Origin of the sequence: Streptomyces sp. NPDC090025, assembly GCF_044748125.1 — a bacterium.
In the GTDB taxonomy this organism is placed as follows: domain Bacteria; phylum Actinomycetota; class Actinomycetes; order Streptomycetales; family Streptomycetaceae; genus Streptomyces.
In genome coordinates, this window is sequence record NZ_JBIVFL010000011.1 from 175,414 (window position 1) to 198,016 (window position 22,603).

Sequence of the window (22,603 nt, forward strand, 5' to 3'; positions counted from 1 at the left end):
GCTCACGCCCTGAAGCGGTGAACTGAACCGGTGAACTGAAGCAGTGCAGAGACGGACGCCCGGAGGGATCATCCCTCCGGGCGTCCGCGTCTTAGGCTGGGGCGATGATCAGGGTTCTGCTCGCCGACGACGAGACGATGATCCGGGCCGGGGTACGGGCGATCCTCGCCACCGATCCCGGGATCGAGGTGGTCGCCGAGGCCGGGGACGGGCACCAGGCCGTCGAGCTGGCCCGGCTGCACCGGCCCGATGTGGTGCTGCTCGACATCCGGATGCCCCGGCTCGACGGGCTCGGGGCCGCCGAGGAGCTGCGGCGGGCGGTGCCCGGGGTGGCGGTGGTGGTGCTCACCACGTTCTCCGAGGACGCGTACATCGAGCGGGCGCTCGGCAGCGGGGTCAGCGGGTTCCTGCTGAAGTCGGGCGATCCGCGGGAGCTGATCGCCGGGGTACGGGCGGCCGCCGAGGGCGCCGCGTTCCTGTCGCCCGCGGTGGCCCGGCGGGTGATCGACACCCTCGGCGGCGCCCGGTTCAGCCGGGCCGCCGACGCCAGGTCCCGGCTCGCCTCGCTGACCGGGCGGGAGCGGGAGGTGGTCGGCCTTGTCGGGGCCGGGCTGTCCAACCAGGAGATCGCCGCCCGGCTCCATGTCGTCGAGGCCACCGTCAAGGCGCACGTCAGCGCCGTCCTCGGCCGGGCCGGGCTGCGCAACCGGGTGCAGCTCGCGGTCCTCGCGTACGAGGCCGGGCTGGTCCCCGATGCGTGACGGCGGGCGCGACCCGGCGGACCGGCGTCTGGAGCGGGCCTTCGACGTGCTGCTGTGGCTGCTGCTCTGTGTGCCGGTGCTGCTGAAGTCCGACCCGAACGACGGCGGGTCCTGGACCCGGGTGGCCGTCGGCGTGGTGCTGCTCGGTGTCGGGGTGGCGCTCGGGCGGCGGCGGCCGCTGGTGCCGCTCGCGCTGACCACGGTGATCTCGCTGGTGCTCGCGCCCGAGCTGTTCACCCCCTCGTACGTGCTCGCGCTGGTCGCCTTCGGCTATCTCGCCGGGCGCCGCGAGCCCGGCACCCGGCCCGCGCTCGCGCTGTTCGCCGCCGTCCCGGTGGCCGGTCTGGTACTCGTCCTGGTGCGCGGCGACTCGCTCACGTACTGGTTCGGGCTGCTGCTCTCGATGGCGCTCGCCGTCGTCGCGCCCTGGCTGATCGGGCGTTATGTGCGCCAGTACGACCGGCTTGTGGTCAGCGGCTGGGAGCTGGCCGACCGGATGGAGCGGGAGCAGGAGGCGGTGGCCGACCGGGAGCGGCTGCGGGAGCGGTCCCGGATCGCCGGGGACATGCACGACTCGCTCGGGCACGAGCTGGCGCTGCTCGCGCTGCGCGCGGGCGCCCTGGAGCTGGACCCGGCGCTCGGCACCGTACAGCAGCGGGCGGCGGGCGAGCTGCGGGTGGCGGCGGCCGACGCGACGGCCCGGCTGCGGGACATCATCGGGGTGCTGCGCGAGGGCGACGAGGACGCGGCGGTCGCGCCGGTGGCGCCGCCGGACGAGTCGGTCGCCGAACTGGTCGCCAGGGCCCGGGACTCCGGGATGGCGGTGACGCTCACGGACGCGGCCGAACCGGCGGCGGCGATGGCGGCCCGGGCGCTGCACCGGGTGGTGCAGGAGGGCCTGACGAACGCGGCCAAGCACGCGCCGGGCGCGCCGGTGGCGGTGGTGGTGGAGCGGGACCCGGGCGCGGTGCGGGTCCGGGTGACCAGCGGCCCGGCGGCCGCCCCGGCGTCGGGTCTGGCGGGCGGCGGGACCGGTCTGGTGGGCCTGGACGAGCGGGTCCGGCTCGCGGGCGGTTCGCTGCGCCACCGGGCCACCGAGGACGGCGGTTTCACGCTGTCCGCCGTGCTGCCGCTGACCCCCGCCGCGTCCCGTCCGGCGCCCCGGTCGGCGCGGGAGCTGGATCTGGCGCGCCGCCAGGTGCGGCGGGGCCTTGCCCGGGCGATCTGGATCCCGCTGGCGCTGCTGGCCGGGCTCGGGCTGCTGATGGCGGGGGTGGCGCTGTACACCCAGCACCAGACGTATCTGGAGCCGGACGACTACGCCCGGATCCAGGTCGGCCAGTCCCGGGCCGAGGTGGCCGAGTTCGTGCCGGACGAGCATCTGGACGGTCCGCCGAAGGGGCTGCCGGCGGAGCCGCCCGGCATGGACGAGTGTCTGTACTACCGCTCGACCATGCTGGCGGCGATCCCGGTGTACCGGCTGTGCTACGCCGACGGGCGGCTGGCCGGGAAGGCCGAGCTGCCCTGACCCGCCCCCCTCGGGGGGACTACTTCGGGTTCCGCGCGTGGGTCAGGGTCTCCCAGGCGACGAAGTAGTTGTCGGTGCCCGCCGGGCGGCGGCGCTCGGTGAAGACGCCGGTCTGGGTCATCGAGATGCCCGCCCGGAACTGCAGCGCGTTGTAGCCGACCTCGGTGTTGGCGCCCATGCCGCGCTTCACCTTGCCGCCGCACAGCCAGGACGGCGCGGCGGCGCCGTTCTCCAGCCTGGTGTGGAAGCCGTACGCCTGCCGCAGCCGCTCGGCGACCTTCGGGTAGAGGTCCTTGCCCTGGAGCCGGGTGGTCTCGGCGGTGTGCGCGGCGGCGGCCAGGCCCCACGCGGTGTGGCCGAAGTCCCGGCAGGTCTCCTGGGTGAGGCCGTCGGCGAAGGTGGACTGGCCCTGCCAGTACTTCACCAGCTCCGCGCGGGTGTCGATGCCGGTGCCCTTGGGGCCCTTGGGCAGCGGGCCGTCGGTCTTGAGGTAGATGTACGCGGGGACCCGGGCCAGGTAGGTGGCGACGGCCTTGTCGTACACGGCCTTGTCGTCGAGGTGGACGGCGATGCCGATCGCCGCCTCGGTCATGATGAGTTCCCAGTTGCCGTTCTTGGTGGGCGCCCCGTTCACCACCTCGGGCAGGTAGACCTTGCGCAGCATGGTCGCGAAGCGGCCGGAGCCCGCCCAGCCGCCGGGGTAGGTGTGCTTGATGATCTCGGCGGCGCGCGGCCAGGCGGACCCGGCCCAGCCGGTCTGCAGCGGCGCGTTGGAGTTGGTGTGGTCCTTGATCACGCCCGACCAGGCGTCCATGATCTGGATCGCCTTCTTGGCGTACTTCGGGTCCTTGGTGACCGACCAGGCGAGCGCCTGGGTGTACGCGGCGATCGCGTCCTGACGCTCCTCGGTGCACCCCTTGTTGGGGCTGGAGCCGGAGCCGCACTCGACGACGGCGCGGGGCTTGGCGGGGCGCGAGAGGGAGGCGTACGGGCTCGCCATCATCTTGTCGAAGGCGCCTTTCCACGGCTGCTGCTTCGCCTGCACCTTGGCGCGGACGAAGTCGAGCTGGCCGCGGCCGACGAGCACGCCGGGGTGGGTGAAGGCGGGGGCGGCGGGCTTCGCCGCCGGGCGCGGGGCCGGGGCGGGCGCGGTCGCCGGTCCCGCGGCGGCGGTGGTCACCGTGAGGGCGACCGCGGCCGCGACGGAGGCCGTGAGGGTGGCGACCAGGGGCTTGAGGCGCATGGCTGAGGGATGCCTTCCGTTCGTCCATGTGAACCGGGGTCCGGGAAGCGAACCCCGCACGCGCGCGGAACTCTCCCAGCACCCCATGGACACATCAACCCGGTCGAGGTCCTCGGACAGCGCGCGGCGGACCGCTCCCCTGACAGGAACGGCCCGCGCTCACAACCCGGTTCACCCCCGTCGCGCCGCCCGGGAGACCCGCGGGCCGCCGGGCTCAGCGCAGCAGCAGCCCCGCCCCCTCCCCCGTGCTCTCCGCCGGGAGCACCACCAGGCCCAGTTCGGCGGGCTGATCGAGCAGCGGATGCGCCGGCAGCACCCGGACCGTGCAGCCGAACGGCCCGGTACGGTCGAGCGACAGCGCGCCCGCGTACGGCAGCCTGCCGTCCAGGTCGGGACCGCCCGCGGGCTTCAGGACGCTGGTGCGCGGGTCGAGCAGCCGGTCGTCGGCGTCCACCCGCCCGGTCACCGCCTGCACCTCCACGTCCTCGGGCCGCAGCTCGCCGAGCGCCACCCGGACCCGGACCGCCGGGGTCGCGCCCAGCTCGGCGTCGGTGCCGGTCAGACCGTCTCCGACCTCCACGTGGTCGACCGACACCTTCGGCCAGGCGGAACGCACCCGGGCCTTCCAGGCGGCGAGTTCGCGGGCCGCGGCCGGGCCGAGCGCCCGGTGCGCCGCCGCGGCGGGGGCGTACAGCCGGTCCACGTACTCGGTCACCATCCGGTCCGCGAGCACCTTCGGGCCGAGGTCGGCGAGGGTGCGCCGGACCATCGCGGTCCAGCCGGCCGGGACGCCGTCGGGGCCCCGGTCGTAGAACCGGGGGGCGACCCGGCGCTCGATCAGCTCGTACAGCGCGTTGGCCTCCAGGTCGTCGCGGCGCTCCTCGTCGAGCGCGGCGGCGCCGTCGGCGGTCGGGATGGCCCAGCCGAAGTCCGGCTCGAACCACTCGTCCCACCAGCCGTCCAGGACCGACAGGTTGAGACAGCCGTTGAGCGCGGCCTTCATGCCGCTGGTGCCGCACGCCTCAAGCGGGCGCAGCGGGTTGTTGAGCCAGACGTCGCAGCCCGGGTAGAGGCCGCGGGCCATGCCCATGCCGTAGTCCGGCAGGAACACGATCCGGTGCCGCACCCGCGGGTCGTCGGCGAACCGCACCAGCTCCTGCACCAGCTTCTTGCCGCCGTCGTCGGCCGGGTGCGCCTTGCCCGCCACGACCAGCTGCACCGGCCGCTCCGGGTGCAGCAGCAGCGCCCGCAGCCGGTCCTTGTCGCGCAGCATCAGGGTGAGCCGCTTGTACGAGGGGACCCGGCGGGCGAAGCCGATGGTGAGGACGTCGGGGTCGAGCACGGTGTCGGTCCAGCCGAGTTCGGCCGCGGCCGCGCCGCGCTGCCGCCAGGAGGCCCGCACCCGCTGCCGGACGTCCTGCACCAGGCGCTCGCGAAGGGCCCGGCGCAGCTCCCACAGCTCGCGGTCGGAGGCGTCCGGGCCGAGCCCGGCGACCTCGGGGGCGGTCCAGGTGGGGGCGTGGACGCCGTTGGTGATGGAGGTGAGCGGGATCTCGCCCGCGTCGAAGCCGGGCCAGAGCCCGGCGAACATGGCGCGGCTGACGCTGCCGTGCAGGGTGGAGACGCCGTTGGCGCGGCGGGCCAGGCGCAGGCCCATGGCGGCCATGTTGAAGACGCCGGGCTCGCCGCCGAGCGGGGTCTCGTCGCCGAGGGCGAGGATCCGGCCGGTGTCGACGCCGGGCAGCGCGCCGTCGTCGCCGAGGTGGCGGGCGACGAGCGCGCGGTCGAAGCGGTCGATCCCGGCGGGCACCGGGGTGTGGGTGGTGAACACCGTCCCGGCCCGCACCGCCTCCAGGGCGGCGTCGAAGTCGAGCCCCTGCCCGAAGCCGGTGCCGGAGCCGGAACCAGAGCCGGTGCCGGTGCCCGCACCGACGGCCGCGCCCGGACCCGTACCCGTACCGGCGGCCGAAGCGTCGGCGGCGGCGGGCTCGCCCAGCTCGCGGATCCGCTCAAGGCCGAGGAACCCGGCGTGGCCCTCGTTCGTGTGGAAGACCTCGGGCGCGGGGGTGCCGGTGAGCCGGCAGTACGTGCGCAGGGCGCGGACGCCGCCGATGCCGAGCAGCATCTCCTGGAGCAGCCGGTGCTCGCTGCCGCCGCCGTACAGCCGGTCGGTGACCTCGCGTTCGCCCGGCGCGTTCTCCTCGACGTCCGAGTCGAGCATCAGCAGCGGGACCCGGCCGACCTGGGCGATCCAGATGTGGGCGTGCAGGCTGCGGCCGCCGGGCAGCGCGAGGACCACCCGGGCCGGGGTGCCGTCGGGTTCGCGGAGCAGGGTGAGCGGCAGCTCGGCGGGGTCGAGCACCGGGTAGCGCTCCTGCTGCCAGCCGTCCCGGGACAGCGACTGCCGGAAGTAGCCGTGCCGGTAGAGCAGTCCGACGGCGATCAGCGGGACGCCGAGGTCGCTGGCGGCCTTCAGATGGTCGCCCGCGAGGATGCCGAGGCCGCCGGAGTACTGCGGCAGGGCGGCGGTGACGCCGAACTCGGGCGAGAAGTAGGCGATCGAGGCCGGGGCGGGTCCTGGCCGCCGCTGGTACCAGCGCGGCTCGGTCAGATAGCGGTCGAGGTCGTCGGCCGCGGCGCGCAGCCGGGCCAGGAAGTCCGAGTCGGCGGCGAGCGCGGCGAGCCGCCCGGCGTCGATGGCGCCGAGCGCGCGGGCCGGGTCGCCCTCGGCGGCGCGGACCCCTTCGGGGTCCACCGCCTCGAACAGTTCCCGGGTGGGTTCGTGCCAGGACCAGCGCAGGTTGCGCGCCAGGTCGGCGAGGGGTCGAAGGGTGTCGGGGAGGACGGGACGCACGGTGAATCGACGGATAGCCTTCACGTGTTCCACCTTCGCAGGCCGTGACGGACCGGAGCGGAAGCACCACGCTGTGCTTCCGCCCTCGTGTCCACGGACCTTAGGGAACGCGGACCGGTTCGGCCAGGGGGCGTCGGGGCGCGCCGGGCGGATAGGTCGCGCCGTACGGGGAGCCCTGGTTGACGGTGGCCGGGTCGAACGCGCCGGTGGCGGCGTAGCGGCCGGCGATGGCGGCGAGTTCCTCGGCCGGGATGACCTGGTGGACGTCCTGGAAGCCGTCCGGGGCGCGGCGGTGGGCGAGGTCGATGACGACCTCGGGGCCCTGGCGCCGGTTGGCCTCCTGGAGCGCGGTGGTGACCGGCCGCCGGTCCGCCTCGTACGCGCGGAGCGCCTCGACCGGGTCGCGGTGGGCGGCCAGCGCGTGGGCGAGGGCGCGGGCGTCGACGATGGACTGGCTGGCGCCGTTGGAGCCGATCGGGTACATGGCGTGGGCGGCGTCGCCGATCAGGGTGGTGCGGCCGTGGCTCCACCGGTCGAGCGGGTCGCGGTCGACCATCGGGTAGGCGTGCGCGGTGTCGGTGGTGCGCAGCACGTCGGTGATCCGCACGCCGTCGAACTCCCAGCCCGCGTAGTGGTGCAGGAAGGTGTCGACGGCGACCTGGCGCCGCCAGTCGCCGAAGGTCCGCTCGTCCTGCTCGCCGTCGGCGGGGCGGGCGAGCGCCCAGTTGACCAGCACCTCGCCGTCGGCGGGGCGGCTCATCGGGTAGACGACGGCCTTCTGCCGGTCGTCCCCGGCGATCAGCATGAAGCGGGGCGCGGCGGCGGCCGGCAGCCGGGTCACCCCGCGCCAGATCACCAGGCCGTTCCAGGGCGGGGCGCCCTCGCCGGGGTGGAGGGCGGCGCGGACGGCGGAGCGGATGCCGTCGGCGCCGATCAGGACGTCGGGTTCGAGCGAGGCGCGCCAGGACCGGACGCCGGAGCCGCGGTGTTCGAGCCGCAGCAACGGCCGCCCGGCGCCCCGGGCCCCGGCCCCCGCACCCGCCCCGGCCGCGGTGCCGACGCCGGTGACCCGGACGCCGTGCAGCACGGCCGAGGCGCCGAGCCGTCGGCGTACCGCCGCACCGAGCACCTTCTGCAGATGGGCGCGGTGCACGGACAGCTGCGGCCAGTGGTATCCGGCGCCGAGGCCGCGCGGTTCGCGGGATATCAGGGCGCCGGACCGGTGGTAGTAGCGCAGTTCGCGGGTGCGCAGCGCGGCCCCGGCCTCCAGGTCGGGCAGCAGGCTGAGGGCGTCGAGTTCGCGTACGGCGCCGGGCATCAGGTTGAGTCCGGCGCCGACCGGGCGGGTGGCGCGGGCGGCCTCGACGACGGTGATCCGGGTGAGTCCGGCGGCGTGCAGCGCGAGGGCGGCGGTGAGGCCCGCGATGCCGCCGCCGGCGATCACGACGTGCGGGGTGGCGGGCGCGTGCGGGATGTGGGGGGTCATGGGGGTGGTCTCCGGAAGGGCTACGGGGTCGGGGGCCGGGCGGCCCGGGGCGGGGGCCGGACGGGGCCGGGCCGGGCGGGGTCAGACCGCGCGGCGGACCAGGGTCTCGTTGTCGCGGGTGAGGTCGAGGACGGTGCGCAGCAGGGCGACGGGCGCGCCGCCGCTGCCCTCGTCGTACAGGCGCAGTTCGTCGCGGTACGCCTTGCGGGCCAGGTTGATGTGCCGGGCGCGGAAGGACTTCAGGATCCGCAGCACCCGGACCAGGGACTCGGCGGCGGCGGTGAGCGGCGCGGGCGGGGTGCCGCTCTCCCAGCTGAGCGCGGCGGACAGCTTGCTGACGGCGGACACCCCGCCGCGGTGCCGGGTGTGGAACTCCCGCCAGGACGGCAGCGCGTACGGCAGCGACTCGGCGAGGAAGGCGTCGTAAGCGGGGTCGGAGCGGTCGCACTGCCAGAGCGTCAGGTCGACCAGCCAGAGCGGCACCTGGGCGGCGGCCGGGCCGAGGTAGTCGCGCCCGGCGACGTCGATCTCCTCGAAGTAGGGCCGCAGGGTGCGGGCGAACCATTCGGGGGTGACCTCGGCGACGGTCAGGTCGATGGCGTCGATGAGGATCTGCAGGTGGTGGGCGGTGCGGTCGAGGGCGAGCGCGAAGCCGGGGTCGTACGGTTCCAGCCGGGCGATCCGGCCGCAGGCGTCGAGCGCGGCGACCAGGGCGGGGAACGACATCCGGACGGCCTCCTGGAGCTCGGCCTCCATCCGGTGGCCGGTGTAGCTGCGGCGGCGCGGGCCCGACGGGTTCCAGGCGGTGTAGTGGTGGACGGTGTCGCGGGGCACCATGTCGGTGCGGCGGCCCAGGAGTTCGAGCACCGGAAGCACTTCGGGGACGGCGGCGACGGGCTGCACGCCGTGCCGTTTCAGCGAGCCGAGCAGCAGGCCGAGGTCGCGCATCGCGGCGAGCGCGTCGACCACGCTCCAGCCCGCGGCCCGTTCGGGTTCGGGCACCAGGGCGCGCAGCGCGACGGTGAGCGCGGCGGTGTCGGCGTCGGCGTTCATGGCGGGCACGGCGGCGAGCACGGCGTCCGCGCCGAGCGGGTCGGCGGCGCGTATGTCGGCCATCCGGTAGCGCGGGTCGGTGCGTGCGTCGAGTCCGGGCACGACGAGGTCGTACGGCGTCACGGGAGCCCCCTCGGGAGAGGTGAGGTGAGGTGTCGGGGTGGCACGGGCCGCTGGGGCGGCGGTCAGTGCGGTCCGCCCACCCGTTCCCGGCGCGGTGGCGCCGTGACCGGGGCGGGCATCCGCAGCCGGGCGGCGAGGAGCGCGGCGACGGCTGCGACGGCCGCGCCGCAGAGCAGCGCGACCCGGTAACCGCCGGTCTCGGCGGCGGGGGTGGGGGTGCCGGTGGTACCGGTGACGGCGGTGGCCACGGCCACCAGGACGGCGAGCCCGAGCACCGAGCCGAACTGCTGGCTGGTGTTGACGAGTCCGGAGGCGAGCCCGGTCTCCTCGGGGGTCGCGTCGGCGGTGGCCGCGACGTTGGTGGTGACGGTGACGAGCGGCAGTGCGGCCCCGAGCAGCAGGCTGGGGGCGAGCACGGTGCCGGCGAAGCCGCCGTCGGCGGTGAGCGCGAGCCCGAGCCAGCCGGTGCCGACGGCGAGCAGCGCGAATCCGGCGGTCATGGCCCGGGTGAGGCCGAGCCGGAAGATCAGCCGCCCGGTCTGCGGGGCGACGGCGACGACGACCAGGCTGAGCGGCAGCAGCCCGAGGCCGCCGCCGAGCGGCGAGTGGTGGAGCACCTGCTGGAGGTAGAGGCTCACCAGGAAGAACATCGGGAAGAGGGTGGTCTGGGCGAGCCCGGCGAGCAGGTTGGCCCGGCGCGGGGCGCGGCGGCGCAGCACCTCGGGCGGCACCAGCGGGGCGGCGGCCCGGCGTTCGACGAGGGCGAACAGGCCGAGCAGGGCGGCGCCGAGGCCGCCCGCGAGCAGCGTCGGGAGGCCGGTCCAGCCGTGCGCGCCGGTGCCGACCAGGGCGTACGCGAGGAGGCCGAGGCCCAGGGTGCCGGTGACGGCGCCGCCGAGGTCGAAGCGGGCGGCGGGGCGGTGCGCCATGTCCCGTACCCCGGCGGCCGGTTCCGCGTCGGCCGGTTGGTCGAAGGCCCGCGCACCGGACTTCGGCGCGACGGACGTGGGCGCGGCCGTCCGGCGCAGCACCAGGGTGGCCAGCGCGGCGAGCAGCAGCGCGCAGGCGGCGTTCAGCCAGAAGGTGGCGCGCCAGCCGAGCAGTCCGGTCAGGGTGCCGCCGAGGGTGGTGCCGAGGACGCCGCCGAGGCCGCCGGTCGCGGCGAACACGCCGAGCGCCCGGTGCCGGGCGGGCCCGTCCGGGAACAGCGCGAGGAGCAGCGCGAAGGCGGCGGCCCCGGCGAGCGCGGCGCCGGTGCCCTGGGCGGCGCGGGCGGCGATCAGCGCGGCCGGGTGCGCGGCGAGGGCTCCGGCGGCCGAGGCGGCGGCGAGCAGGCCGAGGCCGGTGAGCTGCACCCGGCGGTGGCCGAGCAGGTCGGCGGTGCGGCCGCCGAGCAACAGCAGTCCGCCGAAGGTGATCAGGTACGCGTTGGCGACCCAGGACAGACCGGCCCGGTCCGCGCCGAGTTCGGCGCCGACCGACGGCAGCGCCACATTGACGATCGCGGTGTCCATGATGAGCAGCAGCTGGGTCGCGGCGAGCACCGCGAGGGCGCCCCGGGGCGCGGCGGCGGTGCTCACCGGGCGGTCCCGAGGTCGTAGCCGTCGAGGCAGGCGCGGGCCAGTGCCTCGCAGTCGTCGGCGCCGCCCGCCCAGGTCTGCATGGTGAGGTAGACGTGCGGGGCGCCCTGGTAGAAGCGTTCGTAGTGCTCGTGGCGGCCCGCGAACTCCGAACCGAGCGCGTCCCAGGCGAGTTTGAGAAGTTTGATCCGCTCCTCGGGCGCGGTGTGGGCGTCCGGTGCGCCGCCGCCCCGCACGTACTGCCGTACCAGCGGCCCGAGTTCGGGGTGGTCGAGGTCGTGTCCTGAGGCCGGGAGCTGGATCAGGGCGCCGCCCGCGAGGAGTTTGACGTCCTGGAGGGCGCGCGGGTACAGCTCCCCGGCCATGATCCGCTGGGCGAAGGAGATCTCCTGGCCCGGCCGGACCCCGCCGCGGCCCTCGTCGACCGGCTCCCAGTCGGCCTCGGCGGCGAGCACGAACGCCTTGGCCTGGGCGACCATGCCGAGCAGCCGTCCGGTGGCCTGGGCGACGGCGGGCAGGGTGTCGGTGCCGTTCGAGCGGGCGATGAGGATCGCGAGGCCGGTGAGGAACTCCAGCTTGGTCCAGAAGCGGGTGGCGGACTGGTGGGCGGCGTGCAGATAGGCGGGGGTGCGCCACCACATCGCGGCGGTGGTGGCCGGGTCGCGGTAGCTGAGCACCCGTTCCCAGGGCACGAACACGTCGTCGCAGACGAGCAGGGCGTCGTTCTCGTCGTAGCGGGCGGACAGCGGCCGGTCGAAGACGGAGCGGGCGCCCTGCGCGTAGGCCGTGCGGGAGATCAGCCTGAGGCCGGGGGTGTCGACCGGGACGCTGAAGGAGAGGGCGTGCTCGGTGTCGTCGGGCGCGAGCGGTTCGATGGTGCCGACCAGGACCTCGTCGGCGAAGACGACGCCGGTGCCGACGGTCTTGGCGCCGCGCACCACGATGCCGTCGTCGCGTTCGGCGACGGCGCGGACCCGGAGGTCGTCGCCCGGCGCCGACCCGGCGGGGTCGGTGAGGGTGAAGGCGCAGAACAGGTCGTCCTCGGCGATCCTGCGGTGCAGGGCGAGGGCCGGTCCGGCGCCGTCGTGGTGTTCGCCGGTGAGGGCGGCGGGCAGCGCGGCGAACCCGGCGGCGGCCGAGGCCATGTAGTCGGGGCTGCGGCCGAGGAAGCCGAATCCGGCCTCGGCCCACCGCTTGTAGGCGCGCCGCCTGGCCACCAGGTCCTCGTACGAGCGGGGCACCGCCGCGGCCCGGTGGACGCCGTCCGCGGTGCGCAGCACGGCCCGGTGGGCGGGGTCGGCGGCGAGGTCGTGGAGGTGCGCGAAGGAGGCGGCGGCGGAGCGGAAGCCGGGATGGGTGGTGACGTCCTTGACGCGTGCGCCGTCGAGCCAGATCTCCCGCCCGTCGCGCAGGGCCTCCAGATAGTCCTGCCCGGACCTCGTCACCGGTGTCGCCTCTCCTCGGGTCGCCCCGCGCGGGACGCGCACGCGGTCCGCGTGCGGGGACGTTCGGATGGTTCGTACGGGATGGCCGCACAGATGCCGTACGGGATGCGCGGGGGTGGTGGTGCGGCTGTGCCGCCTTGAGCCTCCATGCCGTACAGACGTACGGCAATGAACGTCCGTCCAGAGGTCCTTAAGAACCGGCCAGCCCGCCGGGGCGCTCCCGGCGGGCGGTGGGCGGGGCCGCGGCCCCGGCGCGGCGGCGCTCAGGCGGCGTCGGCGACCCCGGCGCGGTGCTCGCCGGGGGTACGGCCGTACCACTTGCGGAAGGCGAGGTGGAAGCCGACGGCGCTCTGGTAGCCGACCCGGGCGGGCACGGCGGACTGCGGCAGCGAGGTCTCGGTGAGCAGCCGGGCGGCCTCCTGCATCCGGCGGGCGGTGAGGTGGCGGGCCGGGGACTCGCCGACGAGTTCGCGGAAGGCGGCGGTGAACGCGGACCGGGACATGCCGACCTCGCGGGCCAGCGAGTCGATGGTCCAGGGCTCGGCGAACCGGGTCGCGATCATCACCAGGGCGCGCCGGATGCCGGGGTGGCGCAGGACGGGCAGGGCGGCCGGGCTGGCGGCGAGTTCGCGCAGCAGCGGGCGCAGCGCGAGGACCAGGGCCATCTCGAAGGCGCGCAGGGTGATCAGCCGGTCGCCGGGTCCGACGGGCCGGTCGGGGGCGGCGAGCAGCCGCAGGGTGTCGCGCAGCAGCGGCTCCCGGTCGACCTGGGCGCCGTCGAGCACGAGGGCCCAGGGCAGTGCCTGGTAGAGCCCGGTGGCGGCGCTGGCGTCGTAGTGGAGTCCGGCGCAGAGCAGCTTGCTGACGGCGCCGGTGCCGTCGATCCTGATCTCGCCGGAGGTGCCGGGCTGGCGCTCGGGCAGCACCGCCTTCAGGGGCAGCCCGGTGCGGTCGGGGCTGTCGGAGAGCCGGTGCGCGACCCCGGTGGGGAAGACGATGAGGTCGCCGGCGCGCAGGTGCAGGGGGGTGTGCCCGGCGCCGGTGATCCAGCAGTCGCCTTCGGTGAGGTAGTGCAGGACGGCGCAGCTCTGTTCGGCGTCGCCCTCGATGGCCCAGGGGGCGCGGACGTTCCAGCGGCTGTCGAAGACGCCGGTCAGCCGCAGGGGTTTGAGGAGTTCGCTGAGCAGGTCGTCGGGTTCGGTGTCGTTGCGGGGCGTCCTGTTCCGAACGTGCCGGTCAGTGCCCTGGGTACCCACGATGTCCATGGACGATCCTTCAACTTCCGCCCCTGTTTGTTAATTGAACGGATGAAACGCCGCGACCAGCCTGGAGGAGATCCGGTGACGGCAGTGGGCACAGCCTATTCGAAGGGCCTCGGCGAGACATGGGCGGTCAGAATCCGATGCGGGTGGCGGTCGTGGGCGCGACCGGTTTCCAGGGCGGGGCGATGGCCCGGCTGCTTGCCGCCCGCGGGCACCGGGTGCGGACCCTGACCCGGCGCCCGGCGGGCGACCGGCCGCCGCTGCCGGGCACCGACTTCGTGCCGGGGTCGCTCGCGGACGAGGCGGCGGTGTGGCAGCTCCTGGAGGACGCCACGCATCTGGTGGTGACGATGCCGCTGGTGTACGACGCGGAGCGGGTCCGCGGCTATGCGACGGCGCTGGCCGACGCGGCCCTCGGCATGGGCGTGGAGCGGGTGGTGTTCAACACCAACACCCGGGTGCCGCAGGCGTCGACGACGGTCCCGGCGTTCGAGACCCGGCGGATCGCGGAGCAGGTGTTCCGGGACCGGCGGCTGCCGCTCGTGGTGCTGCGCCCGCCGGTGTACCTGGACAACCTGTTCTCGCCGTGGAACGGTCCCGGCCTGGTCAACGAGGGGGTGCTCGGCTATCCGCTGCCCGCGGCGGCCCCGGTGGCGTGGATCTCGCACCGGGATCTGGCGGAGGCGGTGCACGGGGCGCTGACCCGGCCGGGCCTTGAGGACCGGGCGTTCGACATCGGTGGCGCGGTGTCGCTGACCGGTCCCGATCTGGCGGCGGCGTTCGGCCGCGGGCTGGGCCGTGCGGTGCGCTATGTGCCGCTGCGGCCCGAACTGTTCGAGCGGGGTCTGGCCCGGCTGCTCGGCCCGGAGACGGCCGCCGGGGTGGCGGGCATCTACCACTATCTGGCGACCGGCGGGGACCCGCTCCTGATGGCGGGCGACGACGGGGAGTCGGCGGACGCGCTGGGGGTGTCGCCCGCGCCGGTCGAGGAGTGGGTGACCCGGCAGCCCTGGCAGGTGTGGTCGAACGACACGGAGGACCTGCCCGCCTGATCCGCGGGTTCGCCCTGATCCGTCAGGTCCGGCCGACAGGTCCCCCCGATCCGTCAGGTCGGCCTGATCCGGCGCGTCCGTCCCGTCCGCCGTATACGTCATGTCCGCCGCCGCGCGGCACTTCCGTACGGACCTCCCGGTCCGGGGCCACGGCCCGGGCCGGGTGGGAGACCGGTCCCGTCCCTCACGACGGGGCCGGTTTTCTCGTACCGGGGCGCTTGCCTCGACGGCTACGCCCGAGTAGTTAACAAAGCGCCGGATTGCCCACCCGAAAACCGTGGGAAGGCTCCTCCTCGTACCCCGCTGTCATCCCTCTAGACACCCCATCCGAGTGAACGCGCAGGGGCGCGGCGATGCCCGCGACCAACCCGCCGTCGTCGGAGCTAGAAAGAGCGCACACCACCCGCACCCTCGCGAACCGTCAGGTGATGCCGTGAATCCGCTCATGGGACGCATTCCCGTCCTCGACGTCCGCCCGCTGGTCGACTGTGGCCGCCGTCCAGCGAAGGCGGTGGCCGGGGAGACCTTCGAGGTGACCGCCACCGTCTTCCGGGAGGGGCACGACGCCGTCGCCGCCAATGTGGTGCTGCGCGGCCCGTCCGGCCGGCCGGGGCCGTGGACCCCGATGCGGGAGCTGGCGCCGGGCTCCGACCGGTGGGGCGCGGAGGTGACCCCGGACGCCGAGGGCGCCTGGTCGTACACCGTGGAGGCGTGGAGCGATCCGCTGGCCACCTGGCGGCACACCGCGAAGATCAAGATTCCGGCCGGGATCGACTCGGAACTGGTCCTCGCCGAGGGCGCGGAGCTGCACGAGCGGGCCGCGAAGGGGGTGCCGAAGAAGGGCGGCGGCCGGGAGGCGGTGCTCGCGGTCGCGGACGCGCTGCGCGACGAGTCCCGCCCGGCGGCGGTCCGGCTCGCGGCGGCGCTCACCCCCCGGGTCCTGGACACCCTGGAGCGCCATCCGCTGCGCGAACTGGTGTCGGCGTCCCCGGCGTTGCCGCTGCGGGTGGAGCGCGAGCGGGCGCTGTTCGGGTCCTGGTACGAGTTCTTCCCGCGCTCCGAGGGGGTGCGCACCGTGCGGGGGCGGACCGTGCCGGGCAGTTTCCGCACGGCGGCCGAGCGGCTGCCCGCGATCGCCGCGATGGGCTTCGACGTGGTGTACCTGCCGCCGATCCACCCGATCGGCGTGACCCACCGCAAGGGCCCGAACAACTCGCTGTCGGCGAGCCCGGAGGACGTGGGCGTGCCGTGGGCGATCGGGTCGCCGGAGGGCGGGCACGACGCGGTGCACCCGGATCTGGGCACCCTGGAGGACTTCGACGCGTTCGTGGCGCGCGCCCGTGAACTGCGGCTCGAGGTGGCCCTGGACTTCGCGTTGCAGTGCTCGCCGGACCATCCGTGGGTGGAGAAGCACCCGGAGTGGTTCGCGCACCGGCCGGACGGCTCGATCGCGTACGCCGAGAACCCGCCGAAGAAGTACCAGGACATCTACCCGATCGCGTTCGACGCGCCGGGCACGATGGACGCGGTCGTCGCGGAGACCGTGCGGGTGCTGCGGCACTGGATGGACCACGGGGTGCGGATCTTCCGGGTGGACAACCCGCACACCAAGCCGGTGGTGTTCTGGGAGCGGGTGATCGGCGAGGTCAACGCCGCCGACCCGGACGTGATCTTCCTGGCGGAGGCGTTCACCAGGCCCGCGATGATGCGGACCCTCGGGGCCATCGGCTTCCAGCAGTCGTACACGTACTTCACCTGGCGCAACACCAAGGACGAGCTGACCGAGTACCTGACGGAGCTGTCCGGCGAGGCCGCCGCCCACATGCGGCCGAACTTCTTCGTGAACACCCCGGACATCCTGCACGCCTACCTCCAGCACGGCGGCCGGCCGGCCTTCGAGGTGCGCGCGGTGCTCGCCGCGACGCTCTCCCCGACCTGGGGCATGTACGCCGGGTACGAGCTGTGCGAGGGCACCGCGCTGCGGGACGGCAGCGAGGAGTACCTCGACTCGGAGAAGTACCAACTGCGGCCGCGCGACTGGGAGTCGGCGGAGCGTGCGGGCGCCTCGCTGGCCCCGCTGATCACCACCCTGAACCGGATCAGACGCCGCAACCCGGCGCTGCGCAGACTGCGGAACCTGACCTTCCACGCCACCGGCAACGACGCCGTCATCGCCTACAGCAAGCGTTCGGGGCCGAACACCGTCCTGGTGGTCGCGAACCTCGACCCCCACCACACCCAGGAGGCCACGGTCTCGTTGAACATGCCGGAACTCGGCCTCGCCTGGCATGAGACCGTGCCGGTGCGCGACGAGCTCACCGGTGAGACCTATCACTGGGGCAGGGCCGCCTATGTGCGCCTCGAGCCGGGTGTCACGCCCGCGCACGTGCTGGTCCTGCGACCGTCCCCGCAGACCGGAGGGTCACCCACATCATGACAGTCAACGAACCCGTCCCCGACACCTTCGAGGACACCCCCGCCAAGGACCGTGATCCCGACTGGTTCAAGCGGGCGGTGTTCTACGAGGTCCTGGTCCGCTCCTTCCAGGACAGCAACGGCGACGGAGTCGGCGACCTGAAGGGCCTCACGTCCCGACTGGACTATCTCCAGTGGCTGGGCGTGGACTGCCTCTGGCTGCCGCCGTTCTTCAACTCCCCGCTGCGGGACGGCGGCTACGACGTCGCCGACTACACCTCGGTGCTCCCGGAGTTCGGCGACCTCGCCGACTTCGTGGAGTTCGTGGACGCGGCGCACGCCCGCGGGATGCGCGTGATCATCGACTTCGTGATGAACCACACGAGCGACGCCCACCCGTGGTTCAAGGAGTCCCGCAGCGATCCGGAGGGCCCGTACGGCGACTACTACGTCTGGGCCGACGACGACAAGCAGTACCAGGACGCCCGGATCATCTTCGTCGACACCGAGACGTCCAACTGGACCTTCGACCCGGTGCGCAAGCAGTACTACTGGCACCGGTTCTTCTCCCACCAGCCGGACCTCAACTACGAGAACCCGGCGGTGCGCGAGGAGATCCTGTCCGCGCTGCGGTTCTGGCTGGACCTGGGGATCGACGGCTTCCGGCTCGACGCGGTGCCGTACCTCTACCAGGAGGAGGGCACCAACTGCGAGAACCTGCCCGCCACCCACGCGTTCCTGCGCGAGGTGCGGCGGGAGATCGACGAGCACTACCCGGACACGGTGCTGCTCGCCGAGGCCAACCAGTGGCCCGAGGACGTGGTCGACTACTTCGGCGACTTCCGCAAGGGCGGCGACGAGTGCCACATGGCGTTCCACTTCCCGGTGATGCCGCGCATCTTCATGGCGGTGCGCCGCGAGTCGCGCTATCCGGTGTCGGAGATCCTCGCGAAGACGCCGGAGATCCCCTCCGGCTGCCAATGGGGCATCTTCCTGCGCAACCACGACGAGCTGACCCTGGAGATGGTCACCGACGAGGAGCGCGACTACATGTACGCCGAGTACGCCAAGGATCCCCGGATGCGGGCGAACATCGGCATCCGGCGGCGGCTCGCCCCGCTCCTCGACAACGACCGCAAGCAGATGGAGCTGTTCACCGCGCTGCTCTTCGCCCTGCCGGGCTCCCCGGTGCTGTACTACGGCGACGAGATCGGCATGGGCGACAACATCTGGCTGGGTGACCGGGACGGGGTGCGCACCCCGATGCAGTGGACCCCGGACCGCAACGCGGGCTTCTCGTCCTGCGATCCGGGCAGGCTGTACCTGCCGGCCATCATGGACCCGGTGCACGGCTTCCAGGTGACCAATGTGGAGGCGGGGATGGCGTCGCCGTCGTCGCTGCTGCACTGGACGAAGCGGATGATCGAGATCCGTAAGCAGAACCGTGCCTTCGGCACCGGCACGTACACCGAACTGCCCTCCAGCAACCCGGCGGTGCTCGCCTTCCTGAGGGAGGCCACTCCCGAGGAGGGACTGGACGCCGACCTGGTGCTGTGCGTGAACAACTTCTCGCGGCACGCCCAGCCGACCGAGCTGGACCTGCGCAGCTTCGCCGGGGTGAAGCCGGTGGAGCTGATCGGCGGGGTGAAGTTCCCGGCCATCGGTCAGCTGCCGTATCTGCTGACGCTCGCCGGGCACGGGTTCTACTGGTTCCGCCTCAAGCGATCCTGAAGTACCGTCAATTCAGTTCTATCCCATGTGAGGCGGTTTCGACCGCCTCGCACGGGGAGGTCCATATGGGCCTTCTTGCCGGGCCCATACGGATCTTCCCCTTCCGACACGTCCCGCACAGCCGGACAGCCGAAGTCGCCATCCGGGACACTCTGCGCATTTGAACGCATACGAACTGCCTTTGCGCACCCCGGGGAAAGGACGCGATGCCATGCCGGAGACCGCATCCACCACCCGGGCCCCGGACGCCCTCCTCCCGTCGCTCACCCCGCTGCTGCACAGCTGGCTGCCCCGGCAGCGCTGGTTCGCCGGGAAGGGCCGCCGGGTCACCGGATTCACCCTGGCCGCGGCCACCGAGCTGCTGCCGCTGGACGGCCCGGGGCCCGGTCTGCTGCATCTGCTGGTGCGGGTCGAGCAGCCCGGCCGCCCGGCCGGAACGCCCGCCGACTGCTACCAGTTGCTCCTCGGGGTGCGCCCGCAACTGCCGCCCCGGCTCGCGCCCGCGCTGATCGGCCGGCTCCGGCAGGGCCCGCTGGCCGGGCGCGCGGTGTACGAGGGGCTGCGCGACCCGCGACTCGCCGGACTGCTGTACGAGCGGCTGCGCACCCCGGGCCGCAGCGGCCCGCTGCGCTTCCACACCACGACGGCGCTGCCGCCCGCGCTGGCGCCCCGGATGCTGGACGCCGAGCAGTCCAACTCGTCCCTGGTCTACGGAGATTCGTTCATCCTGAAGATCTTCCGGCGGGTCAGCCCCGGCGCCAACCCGGATCTGGAGCTGCCGCTCGCCCTGGCCAGGGCGGGCTGCGCCCGGGTCCCGGAGCCGGTGGCCTGGTTCGAGAGCGGCGAGGCGACCCTCGGGGTGCTCCAGCCGTTCCTGCGCGACTCCCGGGACGGCTGGCGGCTGGCGCTCGACGCGCTGGCCGCCGGGCGGGAGTTCACCACCGAGGCGCGGGCCCTCGGCCGGGCCACCGCCGAGGTGCACCTGGCGCTCGCCGGGGCGCTGCCGACCGAACGGCTGCGGCCGGACCGGGCGGCCCAGCTGGCCGCCGCGATGGACGCCCGGCTGCACGCCGCCGCGCAGGCGGTGCCCGCGCTGCTGCCGCATGTGCCGGGCCTGCGCGCGGTGTTCGCGTCGGCCGGGGACACGGCGGCGGCCGGGCGGTTGCAGCGGATCCACGGCGATCTGCATCTCGGGCAGACGCTGCGCGGCTCCGACGGGGCCTGGGCGGTGATCGACTTCGAGGGCGAGCCCGCCAAGTCGCTCGACGAGCGGCGCAGCCCGCAGCCGCCGGTCCGGGACATCGCCGGGATGCTGCGCTCCTTCGACTACGCGGCCCGCACCCACCGGCCGTGGAACCCCGACTGGGCCGCCCGCTGCCGGGCCGCCTACTGCGACGGCTACGCGGAGGCGGCGGGCACCGATCCGCGCGACCGCCCGGCGCTGCTGCGCGCCTACGAGACCGACAAGGCGGTGTACGAGGTCGTGTACGAGGCCCGGCACCGGCCGGACTGGCTGCCGGTCCCGATGTCGGCGATCGAACGCCTCGCGGGAGGTGCGGGGGCGTGAGGCGCGGGAGCGGGCGGGACGGCGGACCGACCGTGCCCGCCGCCCCGGCCCGTACCCGTACGCCCGCCCGCACCCCCGGTCCCGGCCACTCCCCCGCCCGCCGCCCGCCGCCCGTTCGGCGCAGCGCGTGGCGGCCGGTCGGCCGCTCCGGCCTGCGCGGACGCCGCGCGCCCCCGTTCGGCGGAGTTTCCCCGTACCCCGTACCGCCGTTCCGTACCCGAACCCCCTACCCCGCAGGAGGCACCCCCGTGACCGCCCGACCCGCAGGAAAGACGGCCGGAAAGACGCCCCGCACGGCGCCCCCGCTCGACCCCGGGGACCGTGCGCGGCTGCTCGCCGGGGAGCACCACGACCCGCACGGGGTGCTCGGCGCCCACCCGGTGAAGGGCGGGGTGGTGATCCGGGTGCTCCGGCCGTGGGCGAAGGAGGTCGCGGCCGTGCTGCCCAAGGGCCGCCGCGTCGAGCTCCGCGACGAGGGCGACGGACTGTTCTCGGCGTTCGTGCCGCTGCTGCGCAAGATCCCCTCGTACGAGCTGACGGTCCGCTACGACGGCTCCGAGCTGACCCTCCAGGACCCGTACCGCTTCCTGCCCGCGCTCGGCGAGCTCGATCTGCACCTGATCGGCGAGGGCCGCCACGAGGAGCTGTGGACGGCGCTCGGCGCCCGGGTGATGACCCACCAGGGCGTGTCCGGCACCCGGTTCACGGTGTGGGCGCCGAACGCGCGCGGGGTGCGGGTCACCGGCGACTGGACGTACTGGGACGGGCAGGCGCTGCCGATGCGCTCGCTCGGCTCCAGCGGGGTGTGGGAGCTGTTCGTGCCGGGCGTCGGCGAGGGCGCGGCGTACAAGTTCGACATCGCCCGGCCGGACGGCTCGCACACGCTGCGCGCCGACCCGATGGCCCGGCGCACCGAGTGCCCGCCGAACACCGCGTCGGTGGTGACCGCCGACCACCACGTCTGGCAGGACGAGGAGTGGATGGCACGGCGTGGCGCCCGGCCGCACCACGAGGCGCCGCTGTCCGTGTACGAGCTCCATCTGCCGTCCTGGCGGCCGGGTCTGACGTACCGCCAGCTGGCCGAGCAGCTGCCGGACTACGTCCGCGAGCTGGGCTTCACGCACGTGGAGTTCATGGCGGTCGCCGAGCATCCGTTCCACGGCTCCTGGGGCTACCAGGTCACCGGCTTCTACGCGCCGACCGCCCGGCTCGGCACCCCCGACGACTTCCGCTTCCTGGTCGACGCGCTGCACCGGGCCGGGATCGGCGTCCTGATGGACTGGGTGCCCGCGCACTTCCCGCGCGACGACTGGGCGCTCGCCCGGTTCGACGGGGAGCCGCTGTACGAGCCCGCCGACCCGCGCCGCGCGGACCATCCGGACTGGGGCACCCTGGAGTTCGACTACGGCCGCAAGGAGGTCCGCAACTTCCTGGTGGCCAACGCGGTGTACTGGTGCGAGCGGTTCCATCTGGACGGGCTGCGGGTGGACGCGGTCGCCTCGATGCTCTACCTGGACTACTCGCGGGAGAACGGCGACTGGCTGCCCAACGAGTTCGGCGGCCGGGAGAACCTGGACGCGGTGGCCTTCCTCCAGGAGATGAACGCCACCGTGTACAAGCGCTGCCCCGGCGTCATCACCTTCGCCGAGGAGTCGACGGCCTGGGACGGGGTGACCCGGCCGACCGACCAGGTGGGCCCCGGCGGCTTCGGCGGGCTCGGCTTCGGCATGAAGTGGAACATGGGCTGGATGCACGACTCGCTGGGCTACGTGGCCAAGGAGCCGGTGCACCGCAAGTACCACCACCACGAGATGACCTTCTCGATGGTGTACGCGTACAGCGAGAACTACATCCTGCCGATCTCGCACGACGAGGTGGTGCACGGCAAGCGTTCCCTGGTGTCGAAGATGCCCGGCGACTGGTGGCAGCAGCGCGCCAACCACCGGGCCTACCTGGGCTTCATGTGGGCCCACCCGGGCAAGCAACTCTTGTACATGGGGCAGGAGTTCGCGCAGGGCGCCGAGTGGTCGGCGGACCACGGCCCGGACTGGTGGCTGCTCGACCCGTCGTACGGCGCCGAGGCCGACCACCGGGGGGTGCGGGACCTGGTGCGCGACCTCAACACGGTGTACGCGGCGACGCCCCCGCTGTGGGAGCGGGACACCTCGCCGGAGGGCTTCCAGTGGATCGTCGGCGACGCGGCGGAGGACAACGTCTTCGCGTTCCTGCGCTTCGACGCGATCGGCGAACCGCTGCTCGCGGTCTGCAACTTCTCGCCGGTGGTGCGGCACGACTACCGGCTCGGGGTGCCGGACACGTGCGCCGCCTGGGCGGAGGTCCTGAACACCGACGCCGCCCGGTACGGCGGCGGTGACGTGGTCGGCACCGACCCGGTGAAGACCGAGTCGGTGCCGTGGCACGGCCGGGCGGCGAGCGTCCGGATGACGCTGCCGCCGCTCGCGACGGTCTGGCTCAGGCCGGCCTGAGCGCCGGCCCGAGCCAC

General features: G+C 74.1%; 14 protein-coding genes. 7 read left to right on the forward strand and 7 right to left on the reverse strand.

What is annotated here, in order from left to right; all coding sequences use genetic code 11:
* Window positions 1-104 precede the first annotated feature (104 nt).
* Together ACIPXM_RS24370 and ACIPXM_RS24375 are read left to right on the forward strand one after the other, a co-directional pair.
* Window positions 105-761: a response regulator gene (locus ACIPXM_RS24370; RefSeq protein WP_401658907.1), complete on the forward strand. Its 657-nt coding sequence runs from the start codon at window positions 105-107 to the stop codon at window positions 759-761.
* Entirely contained in the window at window positions 754-2,289 is a 1,536-nt protein-coding gene (locus ACIPXM_RS24375; RefSeq protein WP_401658910.1) for a sensor histidine kinase, read from the forward strand. Before ACIPXM_RS24370 ends, ACIPXM_RS24375 begins: the two co-directional genes overlap by 8 nt.
* Before the next feature lie 19 nt (window positions 2,290-2,308).
* Here the strand turns inward: ACIPXM_RS24375 and ACIPXM_RS24380 are convergent, their stop codons facing one another.
* From ACIPXM_RS24380 to ACIPXM_RS24410, 7 genes are all read right to left on the reverse strand, one after another.
* The gene (locus ACIPXM_RS24380; RefSeq protein WP_401658913.1) at window positions 2,309-3,532 is read right to left on the reverse strand and encodes an alginate lyase family protein; all 1,224 of its coding nucleotides are present in this window, start codon (window positions 3,530-3,532) and stop codon (window positions 2,309-2,311) included.
* A gap of 214 nt (window positions 3,533-3,746) precedes the next feature.
* Window positions 3,747-6,410: an alpha-glucan family phosphorylase gene (gene glgP, locus ACIPXM_RS24385; RefSeq protein ID WP_401658916.1), complete on the reverse strand. Its 2,664-nt coding sequence runs from the start codon at window positions 6,408-6,410 to the stop codon at window positions 3,747-3,749.
* Window positions 6,411-6,486: 76 nt separating this feature from the next.
* The gene (locus tag ACIPXM_RS24390) at window positions 6,487-7,872 is read right to left on the reverse strand and encodes an FAD-dependent monooxygenase (protein ID WP_401658919.1); all 1,386 of its coding nucleotides are present in this window, start codon (window positions 7,870-7,872) and stop codon (window positions 6,487-6,489) included.
* 81 nt (window positions 7,873-7,953) lie between these two features.
* Window positions 7,954-9,048 carry a monodechloroaminopyrrolnitrin synthase PrnB family protein gene (locus ACIPXM_RS24395; protein ID WP_401658922.1) on the reverse strand — a complete coding sequence of 365 codons (1,095 nt, stop codon included), beginning with the start codon at window positions 9,046-9,048 and terminating at the stop codon, window positions 7,954-7,956.
* Between the two features lie 62 nt (window positions 9,049-9,110).
* On the reverse strand, window positions 9,111-10,628 hold the full coding sequence (locus ACIPXM_RS24400) for an MFS transporter (RefSeq protein ID WP_401658925.1): 1,518 nt from the start codon (window positions 10,626-10,628) through the stop codon (window positions 9,111-9,113).
* Window positions 10,625-12,073: a 4-hydroxyphenylacetate 3-hydroxylase family protein gene (locus tag ACIPXM_RS24405; protein WP_401658928.1), complete on the reverse strand. Its 1,449-nt coding sequence runs from the start codon at window positions 12,071-12,073 to the stop codon at window positions 10,625-10,627. The genes ACIPXM_RS24400 and ACIPXM_RS24405 overlap by 4 nt, the downstream gene beginning before the upstream one ends.
* Window positions 12,074-12,336: 263 nt before the next feature.
* Window positions 12,337-13,329, reverse strand: coding sequence for an AraC family transcriptional regulator (locus tag ACIPXM_RS24410; RefSeq protein ID WP_401659176.1), 993 nt, complete (start codon window positions 13,327-13,329; stop codon window positions 12,337-12,339).
* 128 nt (window positions 13,330-13,457) lie between these two features.
* On the opposite strand from ACIPXM_RS24410, the gene ACIPXM_RS24415 reads away from it, so the two are divergent.
* The 5 genes from ACIPXM_RS24415 (at window position 13,458) to glgB (ending at window position 22,586) form a co-directional block, all read left to right on the forward strand.
* Window positions 13,458-14,387, forward strand: coding sequence for an SDR family oxidoreductase (locus ACIPXM_RS24415; protein WP_401658931.1), 930 nt, complete (start codon window positions 13,458-13,460; stop codon window positions 14,385-14,387).
* Between the two features lie 445 nt (window positions 14,388-14,832).
* Entirely contained in the window at window positions 14,833-16,824 is a 1,992-nt protein-coding gene (locus ACIPXM_RS24420; protein ID WP_401658934.1) for an alpha-1,4-glucan--maltose-1-phosphate maltosyltransferase, read from the forward strand.
* Complete coding sequence (gene treS, locus ACIPXM_RS24425; protein WP_401658937.1) at window positions 16,821-18,533, forward strand: maltose alpha-D-glucosyltransferase; 1,713 nt, start codon at window positions 16,821-16,823, stop codon at window positions 18,531-18,533. The genes ACIPXM_RS24420 and treS overlap by 4 nt, the downstream gene beginning before the upstream one ends.
* Before the next feature lie 211 nt (window positions 18,534-18,744).
* The gene (locus ACIPXM_RS24430) at window positions 18,745-20,100 is read left to right on the forward strand and encodes a maltokinase (RefSeq protein WP_401658939.1); all 1,356 of its coding nucleotides are present in this window, start codon (window positions 18,745-18,747) and stop codon (window positions 20,098-20,100) included.
* 248 nt (window positions 20,101-20,348) lie between these two features.
* Complete coding sequence (glgB, locus tag ACIPXM_RS24435; RefSeq protein WP_401658942.1) at window positions 20,349-22,586, forward strand: 1,4-alpha-glucan branching enzyme; 2,238 nt, start codon at window positions 20,349-20,351, stop codon at window positions 22,584-22,586.
* Window positions 22,587-22,603: the final 17 nt, after the last annotated feature.

Bases quoted from the DNA above. Each gene is read 5' to 3' on its own strand.
- ACIPXM_RS24370 (WP_401658907.1), top strand. From the start codon at position 105: ATGATCAGGGTTCTGCTCGCCGACGACGAGACGATGATCCGGGCCGGG.
- ACIPXM_RS24375 (WP_401658910.1), top strand. From the start codon at position 754: ATGCGTGACGGCGGGCGCGACCCGGCGGACCGGCGTCTGGAGCGGGCC.
- ACIPXM_RS24380 (WP_401658913.1), bottom strand. From the start codon at position 3,532: ATGCGCCTCAAGCCCCTGGTCGCCACCCTCACGGCCTCCGTCGCGGCC.
- ACIPXM_RS24390 (WP_401658919.1), bottom strand. From the start codon at position 7,872: ATGACCCCCCACATCCCGCACGCGCCCGCCACCCCGCACGTCGTGATC.
- ACIPXM_RS24415 (WP_401658931.1), top strand. From the start codon at position 13,458: ATGGGCGGTCAGAATCCGATGCGGGTGGCGGTCGTGGGCGCGACCGGT.
- ACIPXM_RS24420 (WP_401658934.1), top strand. From the start codon at position 14,833: ATGGGACGCATTCCCGTCCTCGACGTCCGCCCGCTGGTCGACTGTGGC.
- treS (WP_401658937.1), top strand. From the start codon at position 16,821: ATGACAGTCAACGAACCCGTCCCCGACACCTTCGAGGACACCCCCGCC.
- ACIPXM_RS24430 (WP_401658939.1), top strand. From the start codon at position 18,745: ATGCCGGAGACCGCATCCACCACCCGGGCCCCGGACGCCCTCCTCCCG.